Source organism: Brevibacillus jepli (genome assembly GCF_047229145.1).
GTDB lineage: Bacteria > Bacillota > Bacilli > Brevibacillales > Brevibacillaceae > Brevibacillus.
Window position 1 is genome coordinate 1 of sequence record NZ_JBFEFW010000028.1, and the last position, 14312, is coordinate 14312.

Genomic DNA, 14312 nt, shown 5'->3' on the forward strand with positions numbered 1-14312 from the left:
ACCCCTCCGGTCAACAGTGTTTAGTACATGATATCATGTACTCTTTTTTTACTGTCTACCATGAAGGGATAATACCAGGCGTCCCAAAGATCTTCGCTTATTTCTCCTGTTTCCTCTACAAGCCTTTAGTCCTCACCGTATTTCCAAAGCCTTAAAAGATTGAAGAACGTAATCAGTTACGCCAGAGAAGAATATTTCCAGACGTAGCGACTTGTGGAGTCCTACCGAGCGGAGAAGGGATTAGCTGGAAATAGAAACGCAACCGTGCCCATGCGACGAAGCGGCTACCACTTTTGCGTTTCCCAGCTAAGCCCTTCGGAGCGGGCAGTCCAATCCCTCAGTGGGACGGAGCACGGAGCCTAGACTGGAAATATTCTTCTCTCCACAACAGCCAAAGAATTAATAAAGCAGCCTGTCACCGAGACGACAGACTGCTTTTCACATACTTATTCGTGTATTTATGCTTCTTCCGTCAGGCGCAGGAACTCGTCGATGTCGCCCACAGCCAAATCAACAGCTTTTTGCCAGAACTCGACTGTCGTCATGTCCTCACCGAGGTGCTTCTTCGCCAAGTCTTCTACCATCAGGCGGCCTGTATCCTGGAGCAGTGCATCGTATTTCGGCGCGAAGCTCTCGCCTTCTTCGAGCGCACGCGCATAGACACTCATGCTGAACAAGTACCCGAATGTGTACGGGAAGTTGTAGAACGGATACGACGTGATGTAGAAATGCAGCTTGGATGCCCAGAAGTGCGGCTCATAATCAGCCAAAGCGCCATTGTACGCTTCCTTTTGCGCCTCTTCCATGATTCGGTCGAGATCAGCTGCACTGACCAGACCACTTTTGCGTTTCTCGTAGAAGTTTTTCTCGAAGATGAAGCGAGCGTGGATGTTCATGAAAAACGCAACGATCGATTGCAGCTTATCTTCCAGGAGCACCAGCTTCTCATCGTCGTTTGCTGCATTTTTCACAGCAGCGTCAGCGAGAATCATCTCCGCGAAGGTCGATGCTGTTTCTGCTACGTTCATCGCATAGTTCTGATTCAGTGCCGGCAAATCCCACATGACTTGCTGATGATACGCATGACCCAGCTCATGTGCCAGTGTGGATACATTGCTTGCACTGCCTGCATACGTCATGAACACGCGGGACTGCTTGCTCACCGGGAAGCTCGTGCAGAATCCGCCCGGGCGCTTGCCAGGGCGATCCTCTGCCTCAATCCAGCCCTCATCAAATGCCTTTTGCGCAAACTCGGCCATGCTCGGATTGAACCGGTTGAAATGCTCAACGATCAGCGCAGCCGCTTCATCGTATGATACTTCTTTGTGCACCTTACCTACTGGTGCCCCCACATCGTACCAGCTCAGCTTGTCTACACCGAGCAACTTTGCCTTGCGCTCCAGGTAGGCAACCAGACGGTCCTTGCGATTGTCGATAGCCTGCCACATCGCGTCGAGTGTTTTTTCCTGCATCCGTCCGATATCCAGCGGCTCACGCAGGACGGAATCCCAGCCGCGATGACGGTACAGAGCGAGACGGAACCCTCCCAAATGATTCAGCGCCTGCGCGCACAGCTCCGTTTCCTTGCCCCAGGCTTCCTTCCACTTTTCAAATACTTGGGCACGAACCGCGCGATCAGGACTGCTCATCAGGTTAGAAGCTTGCCCGACAGACATCTGCTTCGTCTCTCCATTGACCTCAACCTCAATGGTCATACGTCCCACGACCACATTGTACAAATCTTGCCAAGCGTGATACCCATCCACGGCTAAATCGTTTGCCAATACTTCTTGTTCGGGGGACAGCTTTTCCTGCGCACGGCGACGGCGCTCATTCAGCACAAAAGCAAGCGGTTGCAATTCTTCGTCTGCCAACAGATTCTCCCATGCAGCCTCGTCGATAGCCAGCAGCTGTTCTTCCCAACGCGTCAACACTGCACCAAAAGCAGCCGAGATGCTCTTTACCCGCCCACCCAGCAGCTTGGCTGGCTCATCCTTTACATTTTGAGCAGTCAGGCAAGAAATGAATGCACCTGCTTGTCTTACACGCACTGCAATGCTTTGTACATGAGAGATGACTTCCTTGAAAGCCGCTTTTTCATGCAAACCAGCGCCAGATTGCTCGAAACGTGTTTTTAAGACCGCAATATCCCCTTCCAACGTCCCTAAAAACGCCTGAAAATCCTCCGATTCACTACCACCAGGAAAAATCACATCCATATCCCAGCGTTGTGGCAATGCTTTTGTCATATGTACCCCTCCTCAACAAACTCCTTCGATAAAAATATTTCTATAATAAGGTAGCTATTCCTTCCCCGTTTATTCATATCAAATGAAAAGCGACTGCTATATATGCAGTCGCCAACTTGTCACGCCTATTAAACAGGGATCGAAAACGTCTCCCCTTGTTTTTCAACAACGATCCTGTCCCGCTCATCCCCCGCTGCGGCCAACAGACGCTCGAACGGCTCATCAACTGGCTCACGGGAGAGCACAAACGTATTCCAATGAATGGGCACCAACCACTTGGCACCTGTCTCCTTGAACATTTGCCATGCCTGTTCTGGCGTACAATGCGCAGCTTGATAAGCGTCCGGCTTGTAGGCACCAATCGGCATGAACACCAGATCAATGGGCCCGAATTGTTCTGGCAGATTCGCCATGGAAATATAGGCCGTGTCACCGGGGTACAGGATGCGCACACCATTTTTCTCAATCATATAGCCGTTGTAGCCATACTCATGATTCCATGGAAATCGGTTGCCCCAATGGCGAACAGGAATCGCTGTAATCGTCACTCCTTCTTTGGTTGTAATAGCTTCTCCCGGCTGCATTTCCTCATATGAACCAAACGGCATATGCTTAAACAGCTTGCTCGTCTGATGCGCCGTAATAACATGTGTGGAGCGATTCGCTATTTTTTGCAAAGTAGGCAGATCGACATGATCCAGATGGGCATGCGATAATAAAATGGTATCTACCTCGCCAATTTCATCAAAATCGAGGGCAGGAGGCGTAAATCGTTTGGGACCAAAATGGACACCTGCAAGCTTAATCCCGAGCTTCTCGCCCAAAACTGGATCTGTCAGAATCTTAGTTCCAAACATATTTAACAGAATCGTCGAGTGGCCGATCCATGTAAATGTAACCTCATCATGACTCCAGTCGGTAGGCACTGGCTTTGTCGTGTCCAGATGACGAAACTCCGGCTTCGGCAGCTGCCCCATGTGGTACCAATAGCGGTAAGCCACATAGCCAATCAATCCGAGAAGGAGTACCCCCACTATAGAGCCTACCCATATAAAAAAGTTGAGCATCAGACAACTCCCTTTATTCATCTGTGATTTCCCCATTATAGCAAAAGGCATCATTGGTGTAGCAAGCCTAAAAAAGCGCCAAACTGCATTTGGCGCTTGCTTACTTCTTCATGCCGGGCTGCTATAATTGCTAGAGAAAGACTTAGAGAATCGAGGAGAGACCCATGATCCTGCACAAGGGAGAAGTCCTGTTTCGACAAGGAGAATCTGGACCGCTCTATCATCTGAAGAGCGGTCTGTTAAAAATCGTTCGGGTACATGCAGACGGAGCATTGACACTGGTCAACATCATCGTTCCCGATGAGATCATTCCGCATCACTCTTTGATGAGCCCGAATCCGTATTACGGGACTGCGATCGCTCTCGTAACCTGTGAGGTCGAAGTGCTGTCTGCCCCGGATTGGTATCGTCATCTGGATGATAATCCTGAAAAATGTCGCGATATCGCGCTACAGCTGCAAGGAAAGCTGCGAATGATGCAGCAGCGTATCGACCAACTGACCGAAGTCTCTCCTGCTGAAAAGCTTCGCAAGCTACAGCATTGGTTTCAGACATTCATCCCTGTCGCCTCGCTTTCGGAGCTGCTGACACAGGATGAAATCGGTCAGCTCATCGGGCTTCGCCGCGAGACGGTAAATCGGCTGCTGCGCGCTCAGACTGGGAATCGCGAGTAAGCTTAGGCTCTCTCTATTTAGGCCAAGGTCGCTGCTGGGCCAAAGAACTCATAGTGAATATCGTCTGCCGGCACTCCCCATTCCAACAGCGCTTTGTTGATTGCCTTCATGAAAGGGATCGGCCCACAGAAATAGTAGCTCGCGCCCTTCGTCTCCACAATGCTTTGCAGCCAAGGCAAGTCGATATACCCTTCTTTGTGAAAAGCACCATTCATGCGATCTTGCTCAGTCGGCTTTTCATAGCACCAGTGAACAGAGAGCTGCGAATGAGTAGCTGCTAGCTCCTCTACAGCCTGCTTCATAGCGTGCACATTTCCGTTTTGTGCTGCGTGAATGAAGGTGATCGGACGATCTGATCCCGATTTGAGCAGGGTGTTTAGCATGCTGATCATCGGGGTCAGTCCTACCCCTCCACTAAGCAGCACAACTGGACGGCTGTCTTCTTGATTCAATGTAAAATCTCCAGCGGGAGCAGACAGGAGCAGGGTATCTCCTTCCCTTACTTCTTCGGCCAAGTAGACAGACACTTTCCCTGCTGGCTTATCCTGAGTCGCATCCTCCCTTTTGACAGAAATGCGATAGTACGGATTGCCCGGAGCATCAGAGAGACTGTATTGGCGAATATGCGTGTACTCCTCTCCGGGTATCTCCACCTTGACGCTTACATATTGCCCCGGTTCATAGGCAGAGATTGCCCCGCCATCTGCTGGAACGAGGTAATAAGAAGTAATGACATCACTTTCCCGTACCTTTTTCTGAACGATAAATTCTCTGAAATCAGCCCAGCCACCCGGTTCTCCACTGGCCTGCTCATACATTTCGTGCTCCACACCGATAAAAGCATCCGCAATGACGCCATACGCTTCCGCCCACGCCTGGATAATCTCATCCGTAGCAGCATCGCCAAGTACGTCTTTGATTGCAGCAAGCAGGTTTTCCCCGACGATTGGGTAATGTTCGGCCTTTACTCCCAAGCTGCGGTGCTTATGTCCAATCTGCTTCACAACAGGCAAGATCGTTTCCAGCTTATCGATATACAAAGCCGCAGCATATACCGCATTTGCCAGAGCCGTTTGTTGTCTTCCCTGCTTTTGATTGGCGTGGTTGAAAATATTGAGAAGCTCAGGGTGCTTGGCAAACATCATTTGATAAAAACGTTTTGTAATGGCAGTTCCGTGCACCTCTAGCACAGGAACAGTTGATTTTATGATTTCAATGGTTTTTGGGTTTAACATCGTAGTAACCTCCTTGAAGTGCTTCGTACTTTCTATATTTCAAGTGTACGGGAGGTTCATAATTTCACATGTGATTCTGGTCACAGGAAATAGCAACGATTTGTGACAACTTATTGGGCGCAAACGTAGCAATTGATAAGAAATCATAATATGGGCTATATTTCCGGCATCACCTGCTGCAATATCTTAAAAACATTTTCAAAGGAGTGTTGACTAATGTTTGAATATGACCGTTCACTACCCTTAGGTTTTGAGGAGTCCTCATCGATTAAGAAGGATGGTTATACGATTAAAGATGTGCTTTATGTTAGCCCGCTTGGCGGGAGTGTACCTGCTTACCTGGTTGTTCCAAATGTAGAAGCTCAACCATTCCCAGCGGTTATTTTTATGCACCCTGGTCAAGGGAATAGGGCGACATTTTTACCAGAAGCGGAGGCTCTCGCTTCGCAAGGTGTACTATCTCTATTAATTGATGCACCTGCTAATAGAAATCCCCTCCCGGAAGATTTATCTGAAGAACAGAAAGTAGCACTTTTAGTAGAGGGGATCGTTGATGTACAGAACTACATTCAAATAGTAGTAGATCTTCGTAGAGGAATTGACCTGCTTTCCACTTTGGAAAATGTTGATATGAATCGGCTTTTGTATGTTGGACATAGCTTGGGAGCTACTTGGGGTGGCGTACTATCCGGGGTGGAAAAACGTATCAAGGCATATGTACTCATGGCAGGCTTCTCTCGCGTGTCTGAATGGCATAAAACGAGTGAGCACCCATTTGCAGCCTTCATACGTCATCAGTTACCTCGTGAACGATTTGATACATTTTTATCAAAATTAGAATCTCTGGATGCTGTTCATTCTATCAAAAATGCTTCTTACGCATCTTTATTTTTCCAATTTGTACAAAATGATGAATTTGTATCGAAACAACAAGCGGAAAGGTACTATGATGCTGCAAGCTCACCAAAGGAAGTGGCTTGGTACGAAACTGACCATCTTTTTACGAATTGCGATACCGCCTATCAGGATCGAACGCAATGGATTCATCGGGAGCTGGCCATTACACGAACTGGTTCTAGCACTCAATAAAAATACGGCAGCCTCGGACTATTTCTCGTCCATGGCTGCCGTTGTCTCACATGCCTAGCTTTGTCCGTTCCATCACAAACCTGGCTATATTTTCTACATCATTAATATCAAAGAAAGGCAGCTCGGGCTGACGACAATCTGTCCAGCTAACGATCCCTACCAAATGTGAAACGATAGACATGAGCTCCTCATCCTCTGGCCTGCGAAGCAATACCAGCTTCGGATAGCCTTCTCGCTTGAAGCCTTCTACCAAAATAAGCTGGGCCCCGGCATCTGCCAAGCGCTGGATGAGGACGGACAGCTCCTGCGGCTTTTGCTCCACGATCGCTGTCTTCGTTTTCGAAGTGATGGCGACAAGCGAAGCTCCGGCTTCACGATAACGCCAGGTGTCCTTCCCTGGCTGATCCCATTCGAAATCGTGTCCGCCGTCATGCTTGATCACCCCAACTCTTATCCCTGCTTGTTCGAGGATCGGAATGAGCTTGGTGAGTAACGTTGTCTTACCACTGTTCGAATAACCGACGATCTGCAAAACACAAGGTGGCTTGACCATTTACTATCCCTCTCTCCTCCAGGTTGGGGCGGCATGAGTGAAAACATCAACCAGCTCTCCTGCTCTTTGCCCGCTTCCCCCAGCTGGTATGATCATAAAGCATTCGCTGTCCTTCAACGTCCCGAGATTCCCTGCCTTTTCATTGAAATCAGGGATCGCTTGCAAGACCCCGTCTTTTTCGAGGAGCTTACCTCGTAAGTAGCGCGGGTATGGACAAGGCTTCGCATAATCGACACCAAGTCTCGCCTTAATCACCTGATGCGCTACATGGGCTTCTCCCGAGATGCGACGAATGGCTGCTCGACCAAATAACTCAAACCCGAGAAAACAAGCACCCGGATTACCTGATAAGGCAATGAAAGGCTTGCCTTCCATGATCATGCCAGTCGTCGGACTTCCCGGACGTATCGCAATCCGGTTGAACAAAAGCTCCACCTCTGGCTCATCCACAAGTGCCGCGATTACATCAAAATCTCCGACGGACACACCGCCGCTTGAGATGAGCAGGTCCACGTCCTGCAAGCATTCACTGATTGTCGTCTTCGCGACCGCCAGATCATCCGGCAGTCTTGAAAACGAAACAGGGATGCCCCCTGCCTCGGCAATCAAGGCAATTAGCATCACCGTATTACTGTTTCGAATTTTGCCTGGAGCAAGCGGTTGATCAATCTCCAACAGCTCGCTTCCAGTTGAAATCAGACCGACACGCGGCTTGCAGAACACCTCGACCTGCGTAAAGCCAAACGTAGCCAAGCTGGCGAGAGTACCGGCATTGATCCTCTCACCCGCCTTTGCGATTACCGTTCCTTTGGCCATTTCTTCACCGCGACGCGATACGTTTTCGCCTGACTTCATCTCTTTCTTGATCCGTACCGTATCCGCCTCTTCCGCTGGATTGTGCGTTTGCTCAAACATGATGACCGCATCTGCACCTTCTGGCATCATCGCACCAGTCATGATCCGCGTGGCGTATCCCATTTTCAGTTCCTTAGTTGGTACGTGCCCTGCTGCAACCGTCTCTAGCACCTGCAATGAAATCGGGTGGTCAACAGAAGCTCCAACCGTATCCGCAGCTCTCACGGCAAATCCATCCAGCGGTGAGCGGTCAAAGTGCGGCAGATCGTATGTTGCCTGTAAGTCAGAGGCTAATACCCGCCCGTATGCCTCCCCGATCTGCACTTGTTCCGTTCTCCCTGTAAGCAATTTTGCCAACAGTTTGCTCATCGCTTCTTCAACCGAGAGTGTTTGTCGCGAAAAACGCATGGCTTGTTCCTCCTAATCTTGACCACCCATTGCTGCAGCTCGTCAGCCGACGTTTACTTCCAGATCTTCTACTTGTCTCTCCACGTATTTCAAGTCTTTGTTGGCGTGGAAAGTGTCCGCTTTTTCAACCTTCACGGCTGTATTGTATTCGGGAATACCTGCGTACGTCTCATATACACCTTTCGGAATCAATACGTTTCCTTCCGGCCAGTGTACTTGAATGTTACCGCGTCTGGTTTCCTCGAACTTGGCCCGTCCTTGGAACGTTCCATATTTATTGTAAACGACGATGTTTTCGCCTTCTGCAATGCGCAGTTCTTTTGCATCCTCTGCATTGATCAGGATATCATAACGATCCGCATTGTTGAACGGGTCTTTCTTGCTGTAAATCATCGAGTTGAACTGCTTGCCACGACGAGTCGTTACATAGAAGTGTCCCTCTGGCTTGTTCAAATCCGGAATCTCGATTGGAATCAGATTCGCTCGGCCATCCGGTGTCGGGCATACGCCGTCCTCACACAACCATGCGCCTCCCCATTGGAAGACATCTCCGCGGTTTTTCAGATGCTGGATACCGTCGTAGTTCGGATTCGCCAGAGCAATCTCTGCGCGAATTTCTGCTGCGCTCGAGAAGTGCATCAGATGCTTTTTCTCTGGATTTACCCGTGCCGCCAGGTCTACATAAATCTCCCATTCCGAACGCGCCTCTTCAATGCGCGGCCCTTCGACCTCCGCACTGAAGTAAACCATTCGCTCTGTACTCGTCGAAGTACCGCCACCCGGCTGCTCGTAACGAGTCATTGCGGGCAGAACGATAACCTCTTCCTTCGCGTCAACCAGTGTTGATGTATTGAAGATGATGTCCTGGTGTACACGCACCTCTACACTCTCCAAGCATTTTTGCATGAAGTCCGGATCTGGCATCGTCTCCAGGAAGTTACCGCCACTCGTGTAGAACAATCTGGTCTTGCGCTCGTGTCCATCTGGCAATACTGCGTTTTCTAGTGAAATACCGACGATATCTCCTTGCCATTTCGGGATCGGGAAGTTCCAGATCTTTTCAATGCGGTTCCACGACTTTTCTTCAAAATCTCCACCTGGCAAGCTGAACGGATCGGCACCCATTTCACCAGAGCCTTGTACGCCGGAGTGACCGCGAATTGGCATGAGACCCGTGTGCTTGCGACCAAAGAATCCGCGCAGGATGGCCAGATTGGCTACCTGAGAAATATTGTCTGTACCGAATTTGTGTTGAGTCAGTCCCATACTCCATACGAATACACCACTTTTGGAGTTTGCGAGCAGCGCAGCGAATTCTTTAATACGCTCGCGGCTGAGACCGGAGGATTCCACGATTTTCTCCCACGATTCATTCATCACATGCTTGCGCAGCTCTTCGATTCCGTTCGCATGCTCCTTGACGAATTCATGGTTGATCGCAGAACCAGGCTTCGCTTCCTCCATCTCGAACCAAACCTTCATTACGCCATTCATGAAGGCAATGTCGCCACCAATGTTCACTTGGTAGTAATCGTCCGCGATCTTCGTTCCGAACAAAGCACTATCCGGTACAGACGGAATCCAGTATTTTTCCATAGCTGGCTCTCTGTACGGGTTGATCAGGATGATTTTCGTCCCTGCTTTTTTCGCAGCATACATGTACTTCGTCGATACAGGCTGGTTGTTCCCCGGTACAGAGCCCCAGAATACGAGCACGTCGGTACCGATCCAATCCTGATAGTTACAGCTCGAAGCACCAATACCAACAGAACGCTTCAATGCTGTCTTACTCGGCGAGTGACAAATACGGGATGCGTTGTCGATGTTGTTGGTACCGAGGAAACGCGCCATTTTTGCTGCTGTGTAGTATACCTCGTTCGTAATACCACGAGCAGTCAAGAAAAACGCCAGCTGTTTCGGGTTGATGTTTTGGATTTTTCTCGCGATGCGGTTCAGCGCTTCATCCCAGCTAATGCGAGTGAACTTGTTTTCCCCTGGCTTTCTGGACAGAGGATACGGGATTCTTCCCAGCTTGCGCAATTCTTCGCTGGACAGCTTTTGTAGCGCCCGTACATCTTCAAACCATTTTGGATCCATCGCAGACATCGTATTGAGACGCAGCACGTTCAAGCGCGTGGTACACAAATGCGGGCCAGTCAATGTCTGATCGTAGAGACCAGATACGCCGAGAGCGCAGCCATCGCATACCCCTTGCGTTAAAATTCGATAGGCGTAACCCAAATTATCGCGATTGTCATATGCTACCTTCATCGTATCGCGAATGTGATGCGGTTTAATTTTTCCGAGTCCCATCGGCATCAGTGAAGCCCACAACGAAGGCTTCCATGAAGTATCCAGCTTAATCGGTCCACCATGCTTGGTCTTGCCCATTTCTTTAGTCTCCCCTCTAATAAACTCCATTAAGACGAAAAAACCACCATGAAACCGTCCCTCATCCTAAGGAAAAGAGCGTGTTCACGGTGGTTGTCTACGGCAGGTTCGCTACCTAGTCTCAACTTCGTGTTTGCTTTCGCGAATTCCGTTACGTCTAAGCCGGTGAACAGGAACGCTGCTTCGTTTAGACTTACGGTTCGTTTTTCATTCTTTTCTCGATGTCTTGATCAAAAACAAAGATCGACATTCCAAAATCCCGTTCAATGTCAATATCGACGAATAGATCAACGAGTTTTGCTCCGAGAAACGCTTCCATGTCAACTGGCTGGTGTTTCCGATAGATCTCTTTGACCATTTCGGTTCGGGCAGCTCGTAATGTCTGCTTTCCGTCTTCCGAAGTGGCGATGAACTTTTCCACCGGAGATAGGTTACCTTCCATTTCGCAAATCGCCCAGTTCTTGCAGAACGTGGTGCTGATCTTGCTAGGTCCCTTCCCCATATGGCGCTTCCGGAAAGCCCTGACCAAATTACTGAATTCTGCTTCGAACTTATTCATCGAGGAAACTCACCTTTACATCATTCATTCTCTACTTAAGACTTTACCATTGATTAACTAGCCAATTCAACAGACTTTTCTCTTTGTTTGGCTTCTTCCTTCAGTTTTTTGATATCCAGGCGGACTAATAGTGAGATCACGAGAGCGACAACGAACATCGCTGCGAAAACACTCATCGTACCAGTATAGCTGTCTGTCGTCTTGCGAACCCATGCAGCAAAGATCGGTCCTGCCAAGCCTGCAGCAGCCCATGCCGTCAGGATATAGCCGTGAATCGCGCCCAGCTGCTTCGTTCCAAACAAGTCTCCGATGTACGCCGGAATGGATGCGAAGCCACCGCCGTAGCAGGTCATAATGATGAACATCGCTACCATGAACATAATCGGATTCGACAGATTCGGTAACAGGAAGAACAATACCATCTGGATGGCGAAGAAAGCTGTGTACGTATTCGGTCGTCCAATATAATCAGACAAGGACGCCCAACCGATTCGCCCACCACCGTTGAACAAACCATTCAAACCGACCATGAGGGCTGCTGTTCCTACGGACATTCCCACCATTTCTTGCGCCATTGGTGATGCCACAGAAATAACCGCGATTCCACATGTTACGTTGATAAACAGCATCAGCCACAGCCAGTAAAAACGACGTGTCTTGATCGCTTCATTGGCAGTCAATTGGCACAAATCTTTTTTAATTTGCTTGCTGCCTGCTGTTCCTGTATCGGAAAATCCTGCCGGTACCCAGCCTTTTGGGGGCGGAGCCAAATATTGAGCAGAAGCCAGCATCACAACGAAATAAATAATGCCCAAAATATAAAAGGTGTTCGCGATTCCTACATTTGCAATCAAAGCATTCATAATGGGACTGGCAATCATGGATGCGAAACCGAAGCCCATAATCGCAAGACCTGTTGCTAGACCTCGACGATCCGGAAACCATTTGACCAGTGTCGATACCGGGGTAATATAGCCTACACCAAGACCGATTCCACCCAGCACCCCATAACACAAGTACAAGAGAGGCAAGCTGCTCAATTGAATCGCCAAACCGGCACCGACAGTCCCTACTCCGAAAAAGATAGATGCTAGAATTCCTGCTTTACGCGGGCCGTGCTTTTCTACATAATGCCCGAGGAAGGCAGCAGACAACCCCAAGAACAAGATCGCAATACTAAAAGTAAATTGAACGTCTGGTAAGCCCCAGCCAAACTGCTCTGTAATTGGTTTGGTGAATACACTCCAGGCGTATACCGACCCAATCGAGATGTGGATACCTACCGCAGCCAACGCGATGAGCCAGCGGTTTTTCACTTTTTGTTCCAAACAATTCATCTCCTTTAAATGGTCTTAAGAATGCTGTGGATCCATCAGCAGCCTTCTCGAAAAAAAAAAGAAAAACTGCTGATTTCACCGACTCACCAAGGTCTCCACACAAGTGGAAACGAGGGCTACGATGAAACACAGCAGTTAATCATCAGCAGGAACGCTACATCAGCATCAACAAGCATATGTGTTCACTATGTAATTCGCTGCAAGGTACAAAATAATCGGTGGCAGGGTCGCTGCTCCGTGTCAATCTGTCCTTACGCCATGAATACATGGAAAGACGAAAATTTTATGACACTTTTCATCTCACATAGTATACTACCATGTAAGCGCTAGCTCGACAATATTTTCCTCACAAAATAGCCATAAAAACTTCATATTTTCGACGAAATATTACAATTCCCCCGGTTCATCGGGACGTTTTACACAGATAAAAGGAGGCCTATATGTCCGAACTATCCATCACCACCCGAATGCCTGTGTTGAAAATTTCGGCTGAACAGCATGGCTGGGAAGACGACGAAATCGTTACTGAGTACCCCCTCACCATTTTCCTCAATGATGAGGAATTTGCCACGATTGTATGCACCCCGGCCGACCTGGAGGAGATGGTCATCGGTTTTCTCGCAGCCGAAGGTGTCATCAAGACCTATTCGGAAATCAAACAGCTCACGATTAACGAAGCACAAGGATTTGCTTACGTTGATTTGCATAAAGAGACGATCCTGTCTACCAGCTTTTACTCCAAACGCAGAATCACTTCCTGCTGCGGAAAAAGCAGACAATCCTTCTACTTTTTTAGCGATGCGCGCACAGCAAAGCCAGTCGAGAGCGCAACGTCTGTCACCCCTGCTCAATGCATACGCCTGATGAAGGAATTGCAAGCCTCGTCTGAGATTCACCGCCAGACAGGAGGCGTCCACAATGCTGCCCTCTGTACACCAGATGAAGTGTTGCTTCAGTTCTCAGATATTGGACGGCACAATGCTCTCGATAAAATTTATGGGAAATGTTTGCGAGAAAATATTTCAACCTCGGACAAAATTCTCGTATTCAGTGGACGCATCTCGTCTGAGGTATTGCTTAAGGCTGCCAAGATCGGCGCTGGCATCATCCTGTCCAAATCGGCTCCAACTGACCTTGCCCTGCAATTGGCAGAGGAGCTGCAGATCACCGCAGTCGGTTTTATCCGGAACGACAAAATGAACGTGTATACACAAGCCCAGCGAATCCTCCTCCTATAAACGAAGGTTAAAAAGCGGGACAAGCATAGAGCCGTCCCGCTATTCTCTATATTCATATTTGTTCATCCGAAAAGCCCGAGATAGTCTCCCGGGCTTTTGGTGATCGTAATCGTAGCCATTTTATTTGCAGCATTTATGTTTCTTTTTATAATGTCTGCAGTGGTCCCTGTCTTTATCATCTTTGTCTTTGTCTTTGTCTTCGTCTTCGTCATCATCGTCCTCGTCTTCATCTTCGTCTTTGTCTTTGTCTTCGTCGTCAATGTCATGCTTTTTGCAGCAGCAGTAGTGGTCGTAGTATTTGTCTTGCTTTTTGCAGCAGCATGGTTCGTAATAATCATCGTGCTTTTTACAGCAGCAGTGGTGGTCGTAGTACCTGTCATGCTTTTTGCAGCAACAGTGGTAGTCGTAGTATTTGTCTTGCTTTTTGCAGCAGCAGTGGTCGTAGTACTTGTCATGCTTTTTGCAGCAGCAGTGGTCGTAGTACTTGTCATGCTTTTTGCAGCAGTGGTGGTCGTAGTACTTGTCATGCTTTTTGCAGCAACAGTGGTGGTCCTTGTGCTTATGCTCTCTTTTTCTTGACAAGGTGCTTCCCTCCTTTCATTTGCCGTCACTATTATTCATACGGTTTGTCCAGAAAAATGCTTGTATGAAAGCCCT

Annotated in this window: 12 protein-coding genes; 4 read left to right on the plus strand and 8 right to left on the minus strand. The window is 48.6% G+C overall.

From position 1 onward, the window contains the following. Positions 1-458: 458 nt before the first annotated feature. Together AB1L17_RS24285 and AB1L17_RS24290 are read right to left on the minus strand one after the other, a co-directional pair. Positions 459-2249 carry a M3 family oligoendopeptidase gene (locus AB1L17_RS24285; protein WP_412847689.1) on the minus strand — a complete coding sequence of 597 codons (1791 nt, stop codon included), beginning with the start codon at positions 2247-2249 and terminating at the stop codon, positions 459-461. Between the two features lie 128 nt (positions 2250-2377). Next, positions 2378-3316 carry an MBL fold metallo-hydrolase gene (locus tag AB1L17_RS24290; protein WP_412847690.1) on the minus strand — a complete coding sequence of 313 codons (939 nt, stop codon included), beginning with the start codon at positions 3314-3316 and terminating at the stop codon, positions 2378-2380. Between the two features lie 164 nt (positions 3317-3480). On the opposite strand from AB1L17_RS24290, the gene AB1L17_RS24295 reads away from it, so the two are divergent. Then, the gene (locus tag AB1L17_RS24295; RefSeq protein WP_412847691.1) at positions 3481-3990 is read left to right on the plus strand and encodes a Crp/Fnr family transcriptional regulator; all 510 of its coding nucleotides are present in this window, start codon (positions 3481-3483) and stop codon (positions 3988-3990) included. 17 nt (positions 3991-4007) lie between these two features. Here AB1L17_RS24295 and hmpA read toward each other — a convergent pair whose 3' ends face one another. Then, on the minus strand, positions 4008-5225 hold the full coding sequence (gene hmpA / locus AB1L17_RS24300; RefSeq protein WP_412847692.1) for an NO-inducible flavohemoprotein: 1218 nt from the start codon (positions 5223-5225) through the stop codon (positions 4008-4010). Between the two features lie 216 nt (positions 5226-5441). On the opposite strand from hmpA, the gene AB1L17_RS24305 reads away from it, so the two are divergent. After that, entirely contained in the window at positions 5442-6314 is an 873-nt protein-coding gene (locus AB1L17_RS24305) for an alpha/beta hydrolase (RefSeq protein ID WP_412847693.1), read from the plus strand. Between the two features lie 46 nt (positions 6315-6360). On the opposite strand, the gene mobB is transcribed toward AB1L17_RS24305, so the two are convergent. From mobB to AB1L17_RS24330, 5 genes are all read right to left on the minus strand, one after another. Then, positions 6361-6867: a molybdopterin-guanine dinucleotide biosynthesis protein B gene (gene mobB / locus AB1L17_RS24310; RefSeq protein ID WP_412847694.1), complete on the minus strand. Its 507-nt coding sequence runs from the start codon at positions 6865-6867 to the stop codon at positions 6361-6363. 3 nt (positions 6868-6870) lie between these two features. Continuing rightward, positions 6871-8130, minus strand: a complete 1260-nt coding sequence (locus AB1L17_RS24315) for a molybdopterin molybdotransferase MoeA (RefSeq protein ID WP_412847695.1) — start codon at positions 8128-8130, stop codon at positions 6871-6873. 42 nt (positions 8131-8172) lie between these two features. Next, complete coding sequence (locus AB1L17_RS24320; RefSeq protein ID WP_412847696.1) at positions 8173-10521, minus strand: FdhF/YdeP family oxidoreductase; 2349 nt, start codon at positions 10519-10521, stop codon at positions 8173-8175. 193 nt (positions 10522-10714) lie between these two features. Next, a complete protein-coding gene (locus AB1L17_RS24325; protein ID WP_007722503.1) occupies positions 10715-11080 on the minus strand; it encodes a Na-translocating system protein MpsC family protein in 366 nt (121 codons plus the stop codon). A 53-nt stretch (positions 11081-11133) separates the two neighbouring features. Beyond that, positions 11134-12408, minus strand: coding sequence for an L-lactate MFS transporter (locus AB1L17_RS24330; RefSeq protein WP_412847697.1), 1275 nt, complete (start codon positions 12406-12408; stop codon positions 11134-11136). Between the two features lie 449 nt (positions 12409-12857). On the opposite strand from AB1L17_RS24330, the gene fdhD reads away from it, so the two are divergent. Further along, positions 12858-13655 (plus strand): formate dehydrogenase accessory sulfurtransferase FdhD, encoded by a 798-nt coding sequence (fdhD, locus tag AB1L17_RS24335; RefSeq protein WP_412847698.1) that lies wholly within the window; start codon positions 12858-12860, stop codon positions 13653-13655. A 150-nt stretch (positions 13656-13805) separates the two neighbouring features. Then, positions 13806-14234 carry a hypothetical protein gene (locus AB1L17_RS24340; protein WP_412847699.1) on the plus strand — a complete coding sequence of 143 codons (429 nt, stop codon included), beginning with the start codon at positions 13806-13808 and terminating at the stop codon, positions 14232-14234. Positions 14235-14312: the final 78 nt, after the last annotated feature.

Bases quoted from the DNA above. Each gene is read 5' to 3' on its own strand.
- fdhD (WP_412847698.1), top strand. From the start codon at position 12,858: ATGTCCGAACTATCCATCACCACCCGAATGCCTGTGTTGAAAATTTCG.
- AB1L17_RS24295 (WP_412847691.1), top strand. From the start codon at position 3,481: ATGATCCTGCACAAGGGAGAAGTCCTGTTTCGACAAGGAGAATCTGGA.
- AB1L17_RS24325 (WP_007722503.1), bottom strand. From the start codon at position 11,080: ATGAATAAGTTCGAAGCAGAATTCAGTAATTTGGTCAGGGCTTTCCGG.
- AB1L17_RS24305 (WP_412847693.1), top strand. From the start codon at position 5,442: ATGTTTGAATATGACCGTTCACTACCCTTAGGTTTTGAGGAGTCCTCA.
- AB1L17_RS24320 (WP_412847696.1), bottom strand. From the start codon at position 10,521: ATGGGCAAGACCAAGCATGGTGGACCGATTAAGCTGGATACTTCATGG.
- mobB (WP_412847694.1), bottom strand. From the start codon at position 6,867: ATGGTCAAGCCACCTTGTGTTTTGCAGATCGTCGGTTATTCGAACAGT.
- AB1L17_RS24285 (WP_412847689.1), bottom strand. From the start codon at position 2,249: ATGACAAAAGCATTGCCACAACGCTGGGATATGGATGTGATTTTTCCT.
- AB1L17_RS24315 (WP_412847695.1), bottom strand. From the start codon at position 8,130: ATGCGTTTTTCGCGACAAACACTCTCGGTTGAAGAAGCGATGAGCAAA.
- AB1L17_RS24290 (WP_412847690.1), bottom strand. From the start codon at position 3,316: ATGCTCAACTTTTTTATATGGGTAGGCTCTATAGTGGGGGTACTCCTT.
- AB1L17_RS24340 (WP_412847699.1), top strand. From the start codon at position 13,806: ATGTCTGCAGTGGTCCCTGTCTTTATCATCTTTGTCTTTGTCTTTGTC.
- hmpA (WP_412847692.1), bottom strand. From the start codon at position 5,225: ATGTTAAACCCAAAAACCATTGAAATCATAAAATCAACTGTTCCTGTG.